Annotated in this window: 18 protein-coding genes and 1 pseudogene; 9 read left to right on the top strand and 10 right to left on the bottom strand. The window is 67.4% G+C overall.

Annotated elements, in window-relative coordinates:
* The first annotated feature begins 30 nt into the window (after positions 1-30).
* Positions 31-1407 carry a methylenetetrahydrofolate--tRNA-(uracil(54)-C(5))-methyltransferase (FADH(2)-oxidizing) TrmFO gene (gene trmFO, locus OXR08_RS11400; RefSeq protein ID WP_267349931.1) on the top strand — a complete coding sequence of 459 codons (1377 nt, stop codon included), beginning with the start codon at positions 31-33 and terminating at the stop codon, positions 1405-1407.
* Here trmFO and OXR08_RS11395 read toward each other — a convergent pair.
* Together OXR08_RS11395 and OXR08_RS11390 are read right to left on the bottom strand one after the other, a co-directional pair.
* Positions 1337-1801, bottom strand: coding sequence for an EF-hand domain-containing protein (locus OXR08_RS11395; protein WP_267349929.1), 465 nt, complete (start codon positions 1799-1801; stop codon positions 1337-1339). The genes trmFO and OXR08_RS11395 overlap by 71 nt on opposite strands.
* A 66-nt stretch (positions 1802-1867) precedes the next feature.
* Positions 1868-2524 carry a squalene/phytoene synthase family protein gene (locus OXR08_RS11390; RefSeq protein ID WP_267349927.1) on the bottom strand — a complete coding sequence of 219 codons (657 nt, stop codon included), beginning with the start codon at positions 2522-2524 and terminating at the stop codon, positions 1868-1870.
* Positions 2525-2616: 92 nt separating this feature from the next.
* Between OXR08_RS11390 and OXR08_RS11385 the strand changes: the two genes are divergently transcribed.
* Genes OXR08_RS11385 through OXR08_RS11375 form a run of 3 tightly spaced genes read left to right on the top strand, consistent with a single transcriptional unit; the run spans position 2617 to position 5677 of the window.
* Positions 2617-4452: a TadE/TadG family type IV pilus assembly protein gene (locus OXR08_RS11385; RefSeq protein WP_267349925.1), complete on the top strand. Its 1836-nt coding sequence runs from the start codon at positions 2617-2619 to the stop codon at positions 4450-4452.
* Positions 4449-5054, top strand: coding sequence for a TadE/TadG family type IV pilus assembly protein (locus OXR08_RS11380; RefSeq protein ID WP_267349923.1), 606 nt, complete (start codon positions 4449-4451; stop codon positions 5052-5054). Before OXR08_RS11385 ends, OXR08_RS11380 begins: the two co-directional genes overlap by 4 nt.
* Complete coding sequence (locus OXR08_RS11375; protein ID WP_267349968.1) at positions 5054-5677, top strand: TadE family protein; 624 nt, start codon at positions 5054-5056, stop codon at positions 5675-5677. Before OXR08_RS11380 ends, OXR08_RS11375 begins: the two co-directional genes overlap by 1 nt.
* A gap of 41 nt (positions 5678-5718) precedes the next feature.
* Here OXR08_RS11375 and OXR08_RS11370 read toward each other — a convergent pair whose 3' ends face one another.
* Together OXR08_RS11370 and pdhA are read right to left on the bottom strand one after the other, a co-directional pair.
* Entirely contained in the window at positions 5719-7158 is a 1440-nt protein-coding gene (locus OXR08_RS11370; RefSeq protein WP_112382836.1) for a pyruvate dehydrogenase complex E1 component subunit beta, read from the bottom strand.
* A gap of 1 nt (position 7159) precedes the next feature.
* A complete protein-coding gene (gene pdhA / locus OXR08_RS11365) occupies positions 7160-8203 on the bottom strand; it encodes a pyruvate dehydrogenase (acetyl-transferring) E1 component subunit alpha (protein WP_112382835.1) in 1044 nt (347 codons plus the stop codon).
* Positions 8204-8375: 172 nt separating this feature from the next.
* On the opposite strand from pdhA, the gene OXR08_RS11360 reads away from it, so the two are divergent.
* The 3 genes from OXR08_RS11360 to OXR08_RS11350 are packed head-to-tail and all read left to right on the top strand — an operon-like array spanning position 8376 to position 11844.
* A complete protein-coding gene (locus tag OXR08_RS11360) occupies positions 8376-9656 on the top strand; it encodes an MFS transporter (RefSeq protein ID WP_267349922.1) in 1281 nt (426 codons plus the stop codon).
* Positions 9653-10573 (top strand): cysteine synthase A, encoded by a 921-nt coding sequence (gene cysK, locus OXR08_RS11355; RefSeq protein ID WP_267349921.1) that lies wholly within the window; start codon positions 9653-9655, stop codon positions 10571-10573. The genes OXR08_RS11360 and cysK overlap by 4 nt, the downstream gene beginning before the upstream one ends.
* 41 nt (positions 10574-10614) lie before the next feature.
* Positions 10615-11844 carry a cell wall hydrolase gene (locus OXR08_RS11350; RefSeq protein ID WP_267349966.1) on the top strand — a complete coding sequence of 410 codons (1230 nt, stop codon included), beginning with the start codon at positions 10615-10617 and terminating at the stop codon, positions 11842-11844.
* A 1-nt stretch (position 11845) separates the two neighbouring features.
* Here OXR08_RS11350 and OXR08_RS11345 read toward each other — a convergent pair whose 3' ends face one another.
* Genes OXR08_RS11345 through OXR08_RS11325 form a run of 5 tightly spaced genes read right to left on the bottom strand, consistent with a single transcriptional unit; the run spans position 11846 to position 15299 of the window.
* Positions 11846-13648: an acyl-CoA dehydrogenase C-terminal domain-containing protein gene (locus OXR08_RS11345; RefSeq protein ID WP_267349919.1), complete on the bottom strand. Its 1803-nt coding sequence runs from the start codon at positions 13646-13648 to the stop codon at positions 11846-11848.
* A 12-nt stretch (positions 13649-13660) separates the two neighbouring features.
* The gene (locus OXR08_RS11340; RefSeq protein ID WP_267349917.1) at positions 13661-14098 is read right to left on the bottom strand and encodes a MerR family DNA-binding transcriptional regulator; all 438 of its coding nucleotides are present in this window, start codon (positions 14096-14098) and stop codon (positions 13661-13663) included.
* A gap of 32 nt (positions 14099-14130) precedes the next feature.
* A complete protein-coding gene (locus OXR08_RS11335) occupies positions 14131-14643 on the bottom strand; it encodes a hypothetical protein (RefSeq protein ID WP_267349916.1) in 513 nt (170 codons plus the stop codon).
* Entirely contained in the window at positions 14640-15002 is a 363-nt protein-coding gene (gene hisI, locus OXR08_RS11330; RefSeq protein WP_267349915.1) for a phosphoribosyl-AMP cyclohydrolase, read from the bottom strand. The genes OXR08_RS11335 and hisI overlap by 4 nt, the downstream gene beginning before the upstream one ends.
* 45 nt (positions 15003-15047) lie before the next feature.
* Entirely contained in the window at positions 15048-15299 is a 252-nt protein-coding gene (locus OXR08_RS11325) for a Rho termination factor (protein WP_267349913.1), read from the bottom strand.
* A gap of 141 nt (positions 15300-15440) precedes the next feature.
* Here OXR08_RS11325 and purF point away from each other — a divergent pair, with 141 nt between their 5' ends.
* Together purF and OXR08_RS11315 are read left to right on the top strand one after the other, a co-directional pair.
* Positions 15441-16898 (top strand): amidophosphoribosyltransferase, encoded by a 1458-nt coding sequence (gene purF / locus OXR08_RS11320; RefSeq protein ID WP_112382827.1) that lies wholly within the window; start codon positions 15441-15443, stop codon positions 16896-16898.
* Positions 16898-17608: an SDR family NAD(P)-dependent oxidoreductase gene (locus OXR08_RS11315; RefSeq protein WP_149683261.1), complete on the top strand. Its 711-nt coding sequence runs from the start codon at positions 16898-16900 to the stop codon at positions 17606-17608. Before purF ends, OXR08_RS11315 begins: the two co-directional genes overlap by 1 nt.
* 7 nt (positions 17609-17615) lie before the next feature.
* Here the strand turns inward: OXR08_RS11315 and OXR08_RS11310 are convergent.
* Positions 17616-17916, bottom strand: a pseudogene (locus OXR08_RS11310) (competence protein ComEC); the annotation flags it as partial.

The following is a 17916-nucleotide window of genomic DNA, read 5'->3' as shown; positions in this document are numbered from 1 at the left end:
AACCCGCCGCAATGGATTAGGGGGCAGGACATGACCCATCAGATCCATATCGTCGGCGGCGGCCTCGCCGGCTCGGAGGCCGCATGGCAATTGGCGCAGGCCGGCATCCGCGTCCGCCTCTCCGAAATGCGCGGCGGCGGCGGCGACGCCACGCCTGCCCATCACACCGACAGCCTCGCCGAACTCGTCTGCTCCAATTCCTTCCGCTCGGATGACGCCGACAGCAACGCGGTCGGCCTGCTGCATCAGGAGATGCGCACGCTCGGCTCGCTCATCATGGCTGAGGGCGACCGGCATCGTGTCCCCGCCGGCTCCGCACTTGCGGTGGATCGCGACGGCTTTTCCGCCGGCGTCACCGCCATGCTGGAGGGGCATCCCAACATCACGGTGGTGCGCGAGCGCATCGATACGTTACCCGACGGCCCTGCGATCATCGCCACCGGACCGCTGACCGCCACCGGCCTCGCCGACCAGATCGGCGCGGCGACCGGCAGCGACGCACTCGCCTTCTTCGACGCCATCGCCCCCATCGTCCACCGCGACTCCATCGACATGGATACCGCCTGGTTCCAGAGCCGCTGGAACAAGGGGGACGGCAAAGACTATATCAACTGCCCCCTCGACAAGGAGCAGTATCTCGCCTTCCACCAGGGCCTCGTCGACGGCGAGAAGACGCCGTTCCGCGACTGGGAGCGCGATACGCCCTATTTCGAGGGCTGCATGCCGATCGAGGTGATGGCGGAGCGCGGCGTCGACACGCTGCGCTTCGGCCCGATGAAGCCCGTCGGCCTCGACGATCCGCGCACCGGACGCTGGCCCTATGCCGTGGTGCAGTTGCGTCAGGACAATGCCGCCGGCACGTTGTGGAATATCGTCGGCTTTCAGACCAAGCTGAAACATGCCGAGCAGGTCCGCCTGTTCCGCACCATCCCCGGCCTGCAAAATGCCGAATTTGCGCGGCTGGGCGGCCTGCATCGCAACACCTTTATCCGCTCGCCCGAACTGCTCGATCCGACGCTGCGGCTGAAGTCGCGGCCCAATATCCGCTTCGCCGGCCAGATCACCGGATGCGAGGGCTATATCGAAAGCGCCGCGATCGGCCTTATCGCCGGCCGTTTCGCCGCAGCCGAGCTGCTCGGCCATGATCTTGCCCCGCCCCCGGTCGAAACCGCGCTCGGCGCGCTGCTCGGCCACATCACCGGCGCGGCGGAGGCGGAGACCTATCAGCCGATGAACGTCAATTTCGGCCTGTTCCCGCCGATCGAGGGCCGCACGAAAAAGGCGGATCGCAAGCGCATGTATACCGATCGCGCCCGCGCCGCCCTGGCCCCCTGGCTCAGCTCTCTTCCGGCGGCTCCTGTCGGGGCGCCCCCGGCGGACATTTCGCGCGAGCCGGCTTCCGCTTGACCGCGGTGGTGGCAAATTCGGCGGCGTCCATCGTGCCCGACCGGTCACGGTCGGCGCCGGTGAATTTCGCCGCCGTCTTTGCCGACCATTCCTCGAACGACAGCCGCCCGTCGCCGTCACTGTCCAGCTTCGCATAGGCCTTGCGCCGCGGCGCCAGATATTCGTCACGCGTGATCCGCCCGTCACGATCCTTGTCGTAGCGGCCGAAGCGCTTTTCCTCGCGCGTCTTGACCGTCGCCTCGGGCGCTCGTTCGGGCAGGGGTTCGGGCGTCGCGGGAACCACCTTTGGCGCCTGGGCCAGCACCGTGCCGGCCGGCGTCCGCCCCCCAAGGATCAGCACGCCGCCACCTACCAGCGCCAATGCGCCCACGCCCCCCACCAGATATCGCCACATCGCCGCCTCCCAACGAACCCGTCGCCATCAGGCTAGGCGGTCCGGACCCCCGGCGGCAAGCCCCGCTTACCGCCCTGTCAGCCGATGCCAGGCGAGCCGCGCCACCCGCCCCGGCGATCCGGCCGCGCGTCCCGCCAGATCCAGCCGCGCCGCCGTGACCAGCGCGCCCAGCACCCGCCCCCGCGCCACTACCGACGGGGCAAAGCGGTCGTCCAGCCGTGCCCCGGCCTCTTCCCTCGCCCGTTCGGCCAGTTGCGCGTCGCTCAGATGGCGGGACAGATCGGCCAGCGCCCAACCCTCCCCCCATTGCGCGACCCGCGCATCGGCAAAGCCCGACACATCCGCCACCAGCCGGAACAGCCCGCCGCCGCGCGCCTGCGCATGGCGCAACATGGCGTCCCCGTCCAAAGGCTCCTCCAGCAACACATCCCACCCATCGATCATCCCGGCCAAATCCGCCCCCGGCACGCCCGTCCCGGCCAGCGCCCGCAACAGCGGATGCGCGGGCGGCGACGCGTTCCCCAGCGCGCTCAGCGCCTCATGCCACCATGTCAGCCGCATCTGCCCGATCATCGGCTCGGTCGTCGTGCGCAGGATCGCGGCCAGCGTGTCGTCCAGCGCGAACAGCGCCTCCACCGCCCCGCGTGCGTCGACCGGCGCATAACTCAGCACCAGCGTGCGTTCCGCGGCGCGCGGATCGGGGGCCGACTTGGGTGCTACCATGCTGTTAACCACCTGCATTACCATGAAATTATCCATCGCCCCCGTAGGCCAAGACATTGAATTGGCTGGAAATGCGGAGCGTAGCGCGGGTCATGACGGCGAAGCGGATCGGGGGCAAGTCGGCGTCGCGACGCGGGCGCCTTGCCGCGTTCCTTGGCTGGCTGCTGCGCGATATCGGCGGCAACACGCTGGCGATCGGCGCGGCGGCGATGATCCCGCTGATCGGCATGATGGGCGGCGCGCTCGACGTCAGCCGTCTGTATCTCACCAAGACGCGGATGCAGCATGCCTGCGACGCCGCGGTCCTGGCCGGGCGCCGAACGATGGGCGGCGGCACCTGGAACGCCGCCTCGCTCGCCGCCGCGAACCAGTTCTTCAACGCCAATTATCCCCCCGGCGCCTATGGCAGCACCGCCTTGACCACCAGCTTCACCGAAAGCGGCGGCAAGGTATCCGGCGCCGTCACCGCCACCCTGCCGATGACGCTGATGCGGGTGCTGGGCGCGGGCGACAAGCCGGTGACGGTCGCTTGCGACGCCGATATGCGCCTGCCGAATACCGACGTCATGTTCGTGCTCGATACGACGGGCTCGATGGCGGACCGGGCGGTGTCCACCGATAGCCAGACCAAGATCCAGGGCCTGCGCAACGCGGTAAAATGCTTTTATGAAATCCTGGCAAAGCTGCCGACCGATGGTTTCTGCACCAGCAGCAAGCCGACCGGCGGCACCTCGGGCGTACAGATCCGCTTCGGCTTCGTCCCCTATGCGACCAACGTGAACGTCGGCTACCTGCTGCCGACCAGCGCGATCGCCAACCGCTGGACCTATCAGTCGCGGCGTGTCGAGTCGCGCGGCGCGGCATGGAGTGACTGGCAATATTTCTCTCAGACCGATGTAGGTCTGTTCACCAACTGCCCAGCGCCACCACCAAATACGGCAACCGAGCAATATCGTCTGTCCGCGAGAACCTGGCAGCTTCTTTTTTTCACCTGCGTTTATCAGGTGCAGCGCGCCAGCCAGACCACAATATGGCGCTATGACGCCATCGAGCAGGACGTCAGCGGGCTGAAGAACGGGTCCACCTGGAACACCAGCTTCACCCTGCCGATCGGTGCCGGCGGCAGCCCGGCCACGATCGAATGGCGCGGTTGCATCGAGGAACGCCGCCCCACCGTATCCGGCACCAGCTTCAGCCCCATTCCGGCTGGCGCGACCGATCTCAACATCGATGCCGTACCGAACCCCGCTGATCCGGGCACGCAATGGGGTCCCGCGCTTCCCGACCTGATCTTCACACGCCGGGCGGTGGAGAACAACACGAGCAACTGGAACCGGGACGCCGTCAGCACCACCGAGAACTACGGCAACGGCTCCTATTTCGCCTGCCCGCAAGCGGCCCGCCGCCTGCAGACATGGGACAATCCCTCGACGTTCGGCAGCTATGTCGACAGCCTGACGCCGGAGGGAAATACCTATCACGACATCGGCATCCTGTGGGGCGCCCGGCTGATGTCGCCGACCGGCATCTTCGCGGGCGACAATGCCAAGACGCCGTCGGGGGGCGACATCGAACGCCACATGATCTTCATGACCGACGGCGACACGGTCACCCGCGCGTCCGACTATACCGCCTATGGCGTGCCTTGGTTCGACCGCCGCAACGTGGCCAATCCATCGTCGCCCACCGCCAGCTTCAACGACGAGGTGAACGCCCGGTTCGAGGCGCTGTGCACGGCGGTCAAGAACAAGAACATCACCTTGTGGGTGATTTCATTCGGCAACGGCAGCAACGCCGATACCGAAAGCCGCCTGCAACGCTGCGCCTCGTCGGGCACCTATTATTTCAAGGCGGCGGACTCCGCGGCACTCCAGACCGCGTTCAACAGCATCGCGACCCAGATCTCGCAACTCCGGCTGACCAAGTGACCCGCCGGCCACCCCTTCTGCGCGACACACGCGGCGCGACCATCGTCGAATTCGCTCTGGTCGCGCCGATCCTGTGCCTGTTCCTGGCCGGCGCATTCGATGTCGCCCACACCCTCTACATGCGCTCGGTCCTGCAGGGCATCGTCCAGAAGACCGGCCGGGATTCGACGCTGGAAAGCTCGACCACCGCCACCCGTCAGGCCGAGATCGACGCCGCGATCACCGCGCAGGTCCGCGAGCTCTACAATGGCATCACCCCCAGCTTCTCGCGCCGCTATTTCACCACCTATGCGCAGGCCGCCGCCAAAGTCCCGGAGGTCTGGGTCGACACCAACGGCAATGGCCGCTGCGACGCGCAGGAAGTCTATGTCGACAGCAACGGCAACGGCACCTGGGACGCGGACGGCGGATCGGCCGGCGTCGGCGGTGCCAAGGACCGCGTCGTCTACACCGTTACGCTCAACTATCCCCGCATGCTGCCGATCCACAAGTTCATCGGCGGCAGCGCGACGACCACCGTGTCCGCCACCACCGTGCTCCAGAACCAGCCCTATGCGGACCAGACCACCACCAGCTCGACCGCAACGGGGTGTTGCGCGTGATGCGGTGGCTCCGCCTGCGCCGTGACCGCCGCGGGATCGCGCTGGTCGAATTCGCGCTGATCTTCCCGATCCTGCTCACCCTGTGCCTGACGGGGGCGGAGATCACCAACTTCATCATCACCAAGATGCGGGTCAGCCAGCTCGCGCTGCAACTGGCGGACAATGCCGCGCGCATGGGCGCCGGCTCGCCGCTCGCGGCCAAGATCATCACCGAAACCGACATCAACGACCTGTTCGTCGGCGCCAACCTGCAATCGGGCGGGCTGGACCTGCGCACGAACGGCCGTGCGATCCTGTCCGATCTGGAGCAGGACCCGGCCAATGCCGGCCGCTTCCGCATCGTCTGGCAGCGCTGCTACGGACAAAAGATCGCGCGCGCCTCCAGCTATGGCACCGCGGGCACGAACAACATGACCGGCATCGGCCCCGCAGGTCGACAGGCAACCGCGCTCCCCAACAGCGCGACGATGTTCGTGGAGGTCTATTATGTCTATCCGCCGCTCGTCAGCGCGCGGCTGGCGCCGGCGACGGAGATCACCGAGATCGCCTCGATGGCGGTGCGCGAACGGCGCGACCTGTCGGGCATCAACAACGTGCAGGCGGCACCCGTCTCCACCTGCTGACGGGGGAACGGCCGACCGTGGCCGCTCCCCCCGAGCGCATCCTACTTGTACGTCACCTTCTTCACCGCCTTCACCACGCGGGCCGCATCGACCAGCGCCAACTTTTCCAGGTTGGCGGCATAGGGAAGCGGCACGTCCTCGTTGGTCACGCGCAGCACCGGTGCGTCCAGGTCGTCAAAGCCCTGCTCCATCACGACCGCAGCGATTTCCGAGGCGATCGAGCAGGTCGGCCAGCCCTCTTCCACCACCACCAGGCGGTTCGTCTTGGCGAGCGACTTCAGCACGGTCTTGGTGTCCAGCGGACGCAGCGTGCGCAGGTCGATGACCTCCGCATCGATGCCCTCTTCGGCCAGCTTGTCGGCGGCTTCCAGCGAGACGCCGACGCCGATCGAATAGGACACGATCGTCACGTCCTTGCCCGGCCGCATGATCCGCGCCTTGCCGATCGGCAGCACGAAGTCGTCGAGCTTGGGCACGTCGAACGAGCGGCCGTACATCAGCTCGTTTTCCAGGAACACGACCGGATCTTCCGAGCGGATCGCCGCCTTCAGCAGGCCCTTGGCATCGGCCGCGTCATAGGGCGCGATCACGATCAGGCCGGGGACGCTGGCATACCACGGGCCATAATTCTGCGAATGCTGCGCACCGACGCGGCTCGCCGCGCCGTTGGGGCCGCGGAACACGATCGGGCAGCGCATCTGGCCGCCGGACATGTAGTTGGTCTTGGCGGCCGAGTTGATGATGTGGTCGATCGCCTGCATGGCGAAGTTGAACGTCATGAACTCGATCACCGGGCGCAGGCCGCCCATCGCGGCACCGGTGCCGACGCCGGCAAAGCCATATTCGGTGATCGGCGTGTCGATCACGCGACGGTCGCCGAACTCGTCGAGCAGCCCCTGCGTCACCTTGTACGCGCCCTGATACTGCGCGACTTCCTCGCCCATCACGAACACGCGGTCGTCGGCCCGCATTTCCTCGGCCATCGCATCGCGCAGCGCTTCGCGGACCGTGGTCTTGACCATCTCGGTGCCCGCCGGGATCTCCGGATCGGCGACCTCACCCTCATGCGCGGCCGCCTCGAACATCTGGCGCGTGCCGGTCTCGACCTTTTCCTGTGCCGGGTGGGCCGAATCCTCGACCGTGTCGGCCGGCTTGTTCTCGTCGGCCTTGGCCTGGCCCTCGGGGCTGTCGTCCTTGGTGGCGCTGCCCGCGCCTGCCGCCGCGGCCGAGACGTCCTCGCCCTCTTCGGCGATCAGCGCGATGGCGGTGCCGACCTTTACGTTGTCGGTGCCCTCGGCGACGATGATCTTGGCGATCACGCCCTCATCGACCGCTTCGAATTCCATCGTCGCCTTGTCGGTCTCGATCTCGGCCATGATGTCGCCGGACTTGACCGTGTCGCCTTCCTTCACCAGCCACTTGGCCAGCGTGCCCTCTTCCATCGTGGGCGACAGGGCCGGCATCTTGATCTCGATCGCCATCTCAGTAACGCTCCACCAGCACTTCAGTGTAAAGTTCGGCCGGATCCGGCTCGGGGGTCTGTTCCGCGAAGTCGGCGGCGGCGTTCACTTCCTTGCGGATCTGCTGCTCGATCGTCTTCAGCTCGTCCTCCTTCACGCCCTGCTCTTCCAGCAGCCGCTTGACGTGGTCGATCGGGTCGGACTTGTCGCGCACGCCCTGCACTTCCTCGCGGCTGCGATACTTGGCCGGGTCGGACATGGAGTGGCCGCGATAGCGGTACGTCTTCATTTCCAGGATCACCGGGCCCTTGCCCGCACGAACCCAGGCCAGCGCCTCCTCGGCGGCCCCGCGACAGGCCAGCACGTCCATGCCGTCCACCTGGATGCCCGGAATGCGGAAGCTTTCGCCCCGCTTGTAAAGCTGGTCCTCGGACGAGGCGCGATTGACGCTGGTGCCCATGGCATACTGGTTGTTCTCGATCACGAAGATGATCGGCAGCTTCCACAGCTCGGCCATGTTGAAGCTCTCGTACACCTGGCCCTGGTTGGCCGCGCCGTCGCCGAAATAGGCAAGGCACACGCCACCGTCGTTGCTGTACTTGTGACCGAACGCCAGGCCGGTGCCCAGCGACACCTGCGCGCCGACGATGCCGTGGCCGCCATAGAATTTATGCTCGGTCGAGAACATGTGCATCGACCCGCCCTTGCCCTTGGAGATGCCGGCGGCACGCCCCGTAAGCTCGGCCATGATGACCTTGGGATCGATGCCATAGGCCAGCATGTGGCCGTGGTCGCGGTATCCGGTGATCACCGAATCCTTGTCGCCGTCCAGCGCGGATTGCAGGCCGACGGCCACCGCTTCCTGGCCGATATACAGGTGGCAGAAACCACCGATCAGGCCCAGGCCGTAGAGCTGACCGGCCTTCTCCTCGAAGCGGCGGATGAGCAGCATGTGCTTGTAGAAGTCGAGCAACTCCTCGCGCGTCGCCTGGTATGGCTGCGGTTCGGCGGGGCGCTCCCGGTTAGGGACGGGCGGTTCGGTCGAACGGCTTGGGGCTTTGGCCACAGTCGGGAACACCTTTGTTTCCGTAGGGGAGGATGCCCGCCTATAAGCGCGATTTCGCGCGAAACTCAAACCCCTTCGATGGTGCAGTGCAGCACGACCTCAGCTTTGCATGGCAGAAGCGTTGCCATGGTTGCCAGTTTGCCGCAGGCCCGCCTAAAGACCTACCAATATCATGGACAAACCCCTGCATCCGTTCCGCATCCCAAACTTCCGCGCCTATTGGCTGTCGCGGTTGTCGGGCACCATCGCACAGACCGCGCTGGCCATCGTCATCGGCTGGCAGGTCTATGGCCTGGCCCGGCAGACCATGGACGTGCGCGACGCCGCCTTTCTGCTCGGCATGATCGGCGCGGCGCAGTTCGTGCCGCTGTTTCTGCTGACCCCGATCACCGGCCTCGTCGCCGACAGTGTCGACCGGCGCTGGATCGTGCGGGCGACCACCGCGCTCATCATGCTGGTGTCCGCCGGGCTCGGCTTCCTCACCTGGGCCGAGGCATTGACCCTGCCCGCGCTGTTCTGCGCGGCGGTGCTGATCGGCATCGCGCGTGCCTTTACCGGCCCGGCCTATTCGGCGCTCGCCCCCAATCTCGTGCCGCGCGAAAGCCTGCCGACCGCCATCGCGATATCCTCGATCGCGTGGCAGGTCGGCTCGATCGCCGGGCCCAGCGTCGGCGGGCTGCTTTATGCCATCCACCCCGATGTCGCCTATGCGACCGTCACCTGCCTGTTCGTGGTCGCGCTCCTGACCATGCTCACCATCGGCCCGGTGCCGCAGCCGCCCGCGCAAAAGGACCGGCGGCCGCTCGTCCGCATCCTGGAGGGCTTTTCCTATGTCCGCCGCAACCGGCTGGTGCTGGCGGCGATCACGCTCGATCTGTTCGTCGTGCTGCTCGCCGGCGCGACCGCGCTGCTGCCCATCTATGCGCGCGACATCCTGCATGTCGGCGCGCAAGGACTGGGGCTGCTGGCCGCGGGCATGGGAATCGGTGCGGCGACCACCGCGATCTGGTTCTCCTTCCGCCCGATGAAAAGCAATGTCGGCGTGAAGATGCTGATCGCCGTGATCGTTTTTGCGGTCGCCATCCTGACCTTCGGCATATCCACCTCCTTCCCGCTCAGCGTCGCCGCGCTGATCGTCGCGGGCGGCGCCGACATGGTTTCGGTCTATGTCCGCCAGTCGCTGATCCAGTTGCACACGCCCGACGAGATGCGCGGGCGGGTTTCGGCCGTGTCGCAGCTCACCATCTCCGCCTCCAACGAACTGGGCGAGGCGGAAAGCGGCCTGCTCGCCTCGCTGCTCGGCCCTGTCGGTGCAGTGGTGGCGGGGGGCTGTGCCGCGATCGTCGTCACGCTCGCCTGGGCGCGCCTCTTCCCTGAGTTGAAGCGCGCACGGACCTTCGATCCCCCCGATATGTTACAGGTTGAACCTCAGCACGGAGAAGCGAAGCCATGAAGGCCAACACGATCCTGGATACGATCGGCAACACGCCGCACATCAAGATCCAGCGCCTGTTCCCGCAATCCGAGGTGTGGATCAAATCCGAACGGTCCAATCCCGGCGGATCGATCAAGGACCGCATCGCCCTTGCCATGGTCGAGGCGGCGGAAGCGGACGGCAGCCTGCAACCTGGCGGCACCATCGTCGAGCCGACCAGCGGCAATACCGGTGTCGGCCTCGCCATGGTCGCGGCGGTGAAGGGCTACAAGCTGATCCTCGTCATGCCCGAATCGATGTCGATCGAGCGTCGCCGCCTGATGCTCGCCTACGGCGCGACGTTCGATCTCACGCCGCGCGAGAAGGGCATGAAGGGCGCGATCGAACGGGCGCTGGAGCTGGTTCGCGACACGCCCGGCGCCTGGATGCCGCAACAGTTCGAGAACCCGGCCAATATCGACGTGCACGTCCGCACGACGGCGTTGGAGATCCTGAACGACTTCCGTGACGCGCCGATCGACGTGCTCATCACCGGCGTCGGCACCGGCGGCCACATCACCGGCGTCGCCGAAACGCTGAAGAAGGAATGGCCGGACCTCAAGGTCTTCGCGGTCGAACCCGCGGCCTCGCCGGTCATCGCCGGCGGCCAGCCCGGCCCGCACCCGATACAGGGCATCGGCGCCGGCTTCATCCCCGCCAACCTCCACACCGCCGCCATCGACGGCGTCATCGAGGTTGACGCCTCCGTCGCCAAGGACATGGCCCGCCGCTCCGCCGCCGAAGAGGGCATCCTGGTCGGCATCTCGTCGGGCGCCACCCTCGCTGCCATCCTCCAGAAGCTCCCCGACCTCCCCGACGGTGTCCGCGTCCTCGGCTTCAACTACGACACAGGCGAACGCTACCTCTCCGTGCCGGACTTCCTGCCCGAACAGTGACGCCCATCCCCGAACAGCGCGTAAGAGGACCCTTGCGCGCTATCCTTTGCGCGATCGCCGCTACGGCGGTGATCGCGCCGGCCCTGGTGGTCACCCACGCGCCGGCCACGCCGGTGCGGCCCCGCGCGCACGTCAAGGCACCGCCGCAGCGCGTCGTGCCCAAGGCGGAGGTACCGCCGGTCGAACCCGTCGCCTTTGTCGACCTCGCCCCCGACGAGGCGCGCGCCTATAATGCCGGCATCCCCTTCTCCACCGCCCCCAACCCTGCCGCCCGGCCCTTCCGTTTCGCCGGCTCGGCCGAAGACCGCGCGCGGGCGCTGGACTGTCTGGCGACCGCGGTCGTCTACGAGGCGGGCGACGACTCGGTGGGCGAACGCGCCGTGGCCCAGGTCATCCTCAACCGCCTGCGCCACCCCGCTTTCCCCAAGACCGTGTGCGGCGTCGTGTTCGAGGGGCAGGAGCGCACCACCGGTTGCCAGTTCACCTTTACCTGCGACGGTGCGCTGGATCGCTGGCACCCCTCCGACATCGCCTGGCGCCGGGCGCGGCAGGTGGCGGAACTGGCGCTGAACGGCGCGGTCTATCGCCCCGTCGGCCATGCGACCCATTATCATACCGACTGGGTCGTCCCCTATTGGCAGTCCAGCCTCGACAAGGTGGCAGGCGTCGGCAGCCACCTGTTCTTCCGCTGGTCGGGCTGGTGGGGCACGCCGCCCGCCTTCAATCGCCGCTGGACCGGTGGCGAGCCGGTGATCGCCAAGCTCGCCGACCGCTCCGACGCGCACCGCATGGGTGAAGCGCTGGTCGCCGCCGACGCCGCGATGGTCGAAGCCGGCGTCGCGACCGATGGCGCCGTGCCCGCCGCCATCGCCCCCGTTCCCGGCGAGCCCAACAGCTTCCTGCTCACCTTGCCAAAGGGTGTGACCTCCGACGCCCTGCCGGCTCTCGCGCAGCGCACCTGCGGCGATCGCAAGGCCTGCAAGGTCATGGCCTGGAGCGACGCGGCCGCCACCCCCCGCACCCTGCCGCTCGACATGGCGCAGGTCGCCGCCATGGCGTTCAGCTATCTGCGCGATCCCGACAGCGGCATCGAACGCCAGCTCTGGAACTGCGCGGTCTTCCCCCGCTGGAAACCGTCCGACTGCATGAAGCGCCAGACCTTGCGCGCGGAGCCGGTCGCCTCGCCCACCCCGTCGCCGGTCGCCGAACTGGACGGCGTCCGCCGGCGCAGCGTCACCGCCGCCCCGGCCGAACCATCCCGCCAGCCCTGATCTACGCCGCCAGGAACGCGTCCTCCGGCAACGCCATCAGGCTGTCCGCCCCGCCCTCGATCTTGCGGCGCAGCGCGCCTGCATCGGGCAGCATCCGCTCGCCAAAGAACCGCGCCGTCACCAGTTTGGCCTCCAGAAAGCCTGCGTCCCCCTCGCCCGCCGCCTTCAACCGCGCGGCGGCGCGCGCCATGCGCAGCCACATCAGGCCGACCGCGACCAGCCCCATCAGGTGCATATAGGCGACCGCGCCCGCTCCGACATGATTGGGGTTCTTCAGGCCGTGTCCCACGAACCACATCGTCGCCGCCTGCAACTCGCCCAGCGCCTTCTCCAGCCGCCCGGCCAGATCCGCCGCCGCGTCGTCACCCTTCGCCTCGGCGATCTCCGCTGCCACCATCGCAAAGAACGCCTGCACCGCGCGCCCGTTCTTCTGCGCCAGCTTGCGACCGACCAGGTCCATCGCCTGTACGCCGTTGGTGCCTTCGTAGATCATCGCGATCCGCGCATCGCGGACATATTGCTCCATGCCCCATTCGGCGATGTAGCCATGCCCGCCATAGACCTGCTGCGCGTTCGTCGCGACCTCATAGCCCTTGTCGGTGCCGACTCCCTTGATCACCGGGGTCAGCAGCCCGATCAGGTCCGCCGCGCGCTCGCGGTCCGCCTCGTCGGGCGCGGCATGCTCCAGATCGGCTTGCAACGCGGCCCACAGGCACAGCGCGCGCAACCCCTCGGTCCATGCCTTGCCCTCCATCAGCATGCGGCGCACATCGGGATGGACGAACAGCGTGTCGGCCTTCTCGTCCGGCTCGGCGGCGCCGGTCAGGGCGCGCCCCTGCCGCCGGTCGCGCGCATAATGCACCGCATTCTGGTACGCGACCTCGGCCACACCCAGCCCCTGCAACCCCACGCCCAGCCGCGCCGCGTTCATCATGATGAACATCGCGGCCAGCCCCTTATTCTCCTCGCCGACCAGCCAGCCCGTCGCCCCGTCATAGTTCATCACGCAGGTCGAATTGCCGTGGATGCCCATCTTGTGCTCGATCGAGCCGCAGGTGACGGCGTTGCGCGCGCCCAGCGATCCGTCGTCGTTCACCAGCACCTTGGGCACCACGAACAGCGAGATACCCTTGGAGCTGTCCGGCGCGCCCGGCGTCTTGGCCAGCACCAGATGGATGATGTTGTCGGTCAGGTCATGCTCGCCCGCCGAGATGAAGATCTTGGTGCCGGTGATCGCATAGGAGCCATCCGCATTCGGCTCGGCGCGCGTGCGGATCAGGCCCAGATCGGTGCCGCATTGCGGCTCGGTCAGGTTCATCGTGCCGGACCATTCGCCCGACACCATCCTGGGCACGTACATCGCCTGCTGCTCGGCGCTTCCCTTGGCGACCAGCGCCGCGATCGCCCCGTGGGTCAGCCCCGGATACATGGCGAACGCCATGTTCGCGGAGATCAGATATTCCTGAAACGCCACCGAAATGCTGTGCGGCATCCCCTGCCCGCCATGTTCGGGCTGGTTGCCCAATGTCGCCCAGCCGCTCTCGACATATTGGCGATACGCGTCCTTGAAGCCTTCCGGCGTCGTCACCGATCCGTCCTCATGGCGCGTGCAGCCCTGCCGGTCGCCGACCTGGTTCAGCGGGAACAGCACCTCCGCCACGAAGCGGCCGCCTTCCTCCAGCACCGCCTCCACCACATCTGGTGACGCCGTTTCGAACCCCGGCAGATTGGCATGTTGTTGCAGCCCGATCACATGGTCGAGCACGAAGCGCGTATCGCGCACGGGTGGCGTGTACTGGGGCATCCTCTTGCTCCTTCAGGCTTGTTTTTCGTTGTCGTTGCTGTCGTCGACCTGGGCTGCCTCGACCACCGCGACAAAGTCTCTCAACTCCGCGATCGCCGCGTCAATGTCGCGCTTCTGCGCTTCCAGCAGGTCGATCCGCCCCAGGCACCGCTTGATCGACACCTGCCGCTGCACCCGCCGCCCGTCGCCCAGATCGTACAGGTCGATCATCTCGCGGATTTCCGCCAGGCTGAACCCGACCCGCTTGCCGCGCAGGATCCACGCCAGCCGCGCGCGATCGCGGTGCGAATAGATGCGCTGAGTGCCGCGCCGCTCCGGCGCGATCAGCCCTTCGTCCTCGTAGAAACGCAGCGCCCGCGCGGTCACCCCGAACTCGTCCGACAGGTCAGATATGGTGTGATGCTCCCGGTCGCTGGGCGACGGGATCAGGGCATAGGCGGCACTGGACATGCCGGCGACGCTACCTGCCCTTTACGTCAACGTCAACCATCCGCACCGCAAAGCGGCGCCTGATCGGCGGCGCGCAGCGTCCGCGCCTCCGCCACCGACGCGCTCAGCCGCTCCACCGACATGGCCGCCAATGTCGCCCGCCCGGTGCACAAGGCAGCGCAAGGCTCTGGCAGTTCGGCGGGAAAGACGATCCGCTCGCCATCGAACTGCGCATCGAACCGGCAAGACCCCAGCGTCACCGCCAGATCGCCGCTTCGTCGCCGGCGCACGGTGCCGGCCGCGCTGCACCCGTTGCCCGGTCCGTAATCCAGCAGGATGCCGATCCGATCCGCCCCGGCCTCCTTGCCCGGCACGATGCACATCCGGTCGTCGTCGCGCGCCCAGCTTCCCTGAAGCGAGGTGCTTTCCGAATCGATCACCAGCCCCGCCGCGATCGCCGCCTTTTCCAGCCGCGCGCCCGCCGGGTCATCGTCACCGCCCTTGTTCCCGGTACCCGGCGAACCGCAACTTGCCAGCAACAGCGCCGCACCGGCGATCCACCTCATGCGGTTGGCGCCAGCCGGTCTCCCTCGACGCGGCGGTAGAAGCAACTCGTCGCCCCCGTATGGCATGCCGGTCCCGCCGGCTCGCAGATCAGCCACAGCGCGTCCTGATCGCAATCGATCCGCATTTCGGTCACGCGCAGCACATGCCCCGACGTTTCGCCCTTCTTCCACAGCCGCCCGCGGCTGCGCGACCAGAAATGCGCCTCGCCCGTCGCCTGGGTCGCGGCAAAGGCTTCGGCGTTCATATGGGCCACCATCAGCAACCCGCCCGAGGCGGCATCGGTCACCACCGCGGTCAACAATCCGTTGGCGTCATATTTGGGGTCGAGCGTCAGCCCGGTGTCGCGTGGATCAGCCATGGCGCGCCGTCTAGCAGGTCGCGGCGTTCGCGAAAACGCCGCCGGTCATCCGTGATCGCGGAGCGCCTTCACCAGCCCGGCCTTGTTCATCTTGGATCGCCCCTCGATCCCGATCTTGCGCGCCTCCGCCAGCAGGTCGGCCTTGCTGCGGTCCTCAAGCTGCGTGCCGCGATGCTCCAGCGAGCCTTTGGCCTTGGCATTGGCGATCCGCGCCGCCTTCTCCTTGGACGCCCCGCCCTTGCGCAGGTCCTCGTAAAGCGTGTCGTCCTTGATCTGCTTGCCGTGATCGCGCGCCATGCCTTTGACCCTCCCGTCAGGCGCCCGAAACGCCCGAAGCGGTAAAATGCTCCAGCCCCGACATGACAAACAGGCGACAAACCCGATCGCCGCTCCTATATGCCCGCCAGCCCCGCCAGCAACGTGTGAGCCTCCCCTTCCATGCTGACCACCCATCCCTTCGACGACGACAAACTCCGCGAGGAGTGCGGCATCTTCGGCGTGTCCGGCAGTTCCGGCGCCGCCGCGCTGGTCGCGCTCGGCCTGCACGCGCTCCAGCACCGTGGCCAGGAGGCCGCCGGCATCACCAGCTTCGACGGCCATCTGTTCCATACGCACCGCGCGATGGGCCATGTCGCCGGTAACTTCGACCGCGACGACGTGATCCGCGCGCTGCCCGGCGACGTGGCGGTCGGCCATGTCCGCTATTCGACCACGGGCGAGACCGCGCTGCGCAATGTCCAGCCGCTCTACGCCGATCTGTCGACCGGCGGTTTCGCGGTCGCGCATAACGGCAATATCTCCAACGCGATGAAGCTGCGCCGCGAACTCGTCCGCCGCGGCTCGATCTTTCAATCGACCAGCGATACCGAGACGATCATCCATCTCGTCGCCACCTCCAACTACCGCACGCTGCTCGATCGCTTCATCGACGCGCTGAAGCAGGTGGAGGGTGCCTATTCGCTGATCGTCACCACGCCCGAGGGGATGATCGCCTGCCGCGATCCGCTCGGCATCCGCCCGCTCGTCATGGGCCGGCTGGACGATGCAGTGATTTTCGCCTCGGAAACCGTCGCGCTCGACGTGTGCGGCGCGACCTTCGAGCGCGCGGTCGATCCGGGCGAGCTGGTCATCGTCCAGGGCACCGAGATCCGCTCGATCCGCCCGTTCCAGGCGGTGGCGCCGCGCCCGTGCATCTTCGAATGGGTCTATTTCTCGCGCCCCGATTCGATCGTCGACGATCATTCGATCTATTCGGTGCGCAAGGGCATCGGCGCGCAACTCGCGATCGAGGCGCCGGTGGAGGCCGATCTGGTCATCCCGGTTCCCGATTCGGGCGTGCCCGCCGCGATCGGCTATGCGCAGCAGTCCGGCATCCCGTTCGAACTCGGCATCATCCGCTCGCATTATGTCGGCCGCACCTTCATCCAGCCGGGCGACAAGGTGCGCCACCTCGGCGTCAAGCTGAAGCACAATGCCAATCGCGCGCTGATCCAGGGCAAGCGCATCGTGCTGATCGACGACTCGATCGTGCGCGGCACGACCAGCCTGAAGATCGTGCAGATGATGCGCGAAGCGGGCGCGGCGGAGGTGCACATGCGCATCGCCAGCCCGCCGACCCGGCATAGCTGCTTCTACGGCGTCGATACGCCGGAGCGCGCCAAGCTGCTGGCGGCACAGCACGACCTTGGCGGCATGACCGACTTCATCCATGCCGACAGCCTGGCCTTTGTGTCGATCGACGGTCTCTACAAGGCACTGGGCGAGGCGCGCCGCGCCGATATCCGCCCGAAATATTGCGATGCCTGCTTCACCGGTGCCTATCCGACGACGCTGACCGACTATGACGAAAGCGCCACGGTCGATCAGTTCCAGATGCTTGCGGAGCGCGTCGTCTGATGCCGGGTCCGCTTTCCGGCACGCTGGCGCTGGTCACCGGCGCCAGCCGCGGCATCGGCGCCGCCACCGCGATCGCGCTGGGGGCGCAAGGGGCGCATGTCGTGCTTACCGCCCGCACCGCCAAGGGGCTGGAGGAGGTCGAGGAAACGATCTTCAACGCCGGCGGCTCCGCCACCATCGCTCCGCTCGACATGACGGAAACGGACGCCATCGCCCGGCTCGCCGGGGCGATCGGTGATCGTTGGCAGGCACTCGACACGCTGGTGCTGAACGCCGGCACGCTGGGATCGCTCGCGGCGGTGCCCGCCATCGATCCGCGCGAACTGGCGCAGGTCCTGACCCTCAACGTCAGCGCGCAGGCCGCGATGATCGCCGCCTTCGATCCGATGCTGCGCCGGTCCAAGGCAGCGCGCGTCATCGGCGTCACCTCGTCGGTGGGCCGCAACCCGCGCGCCTATTGGGGCGCTTACGGCGCATCAAAGGCGGCGTTCGACACGCTGCTCGGCGCCTATGGTGACGAAATGGCGGAGATCAGCCAGGTTCGGGTCGCCATCGTCGACCCCGGCGCCACCCGTACCAAGATGCGCGCCCGCGCCTATCCGGGCGAGGACCCTGCGTCCGTCAAGCCGCCCGAAACCGTCGCCGCCCGCATCGTCGCGCTGGCGACCGACGGTTTCGAACCCAATCACCGCGAACGCGTCGACGCCTGACACGTCCCTAGCGGCCGGCTATCCTCCACGGATGCCGGTCGCCCGGTCGGCGGACGGTGCGAAGCGACCCGTCGCCCAGCGTCACCGCCACCCCGCCCGTCTCGCGCAGCGTTGCCCGATCCAGCCGCAACCAGCGCGGCCGGCATCCTCGCGGCAGGGCCCGCTCGCTCACCACGATATCCGCCGCCCTGCACGCCGCGACCAGTTCGGCCCAGGGCACGCGGTAGGCGCTGCGCGTGGCCAGCACCCGCCGCCCCGCTACATCGACCAGGCACAGGTCGCGACTGCACCGCGCATCGGGCTGTTCG

Origin of the sequence: Sphingomonas sp. GM_Shp_2 (genome assembly GCF_026540875.1) — a bacterium.
In the GTDB taxonomy this organism is placed as follows: Bacteria; Pseudomonadota; Alphaproteobacteria; order Sphingomonadales; family Sphingomonadaceae; genus Sphingomonas; species Sphingomonas carotinifaciens.
The sequence above is the reverse complement of the archived record's forward strand: the minus strand, read 5'-3'. Positions and strand labels throughout refer to the sequence as shown.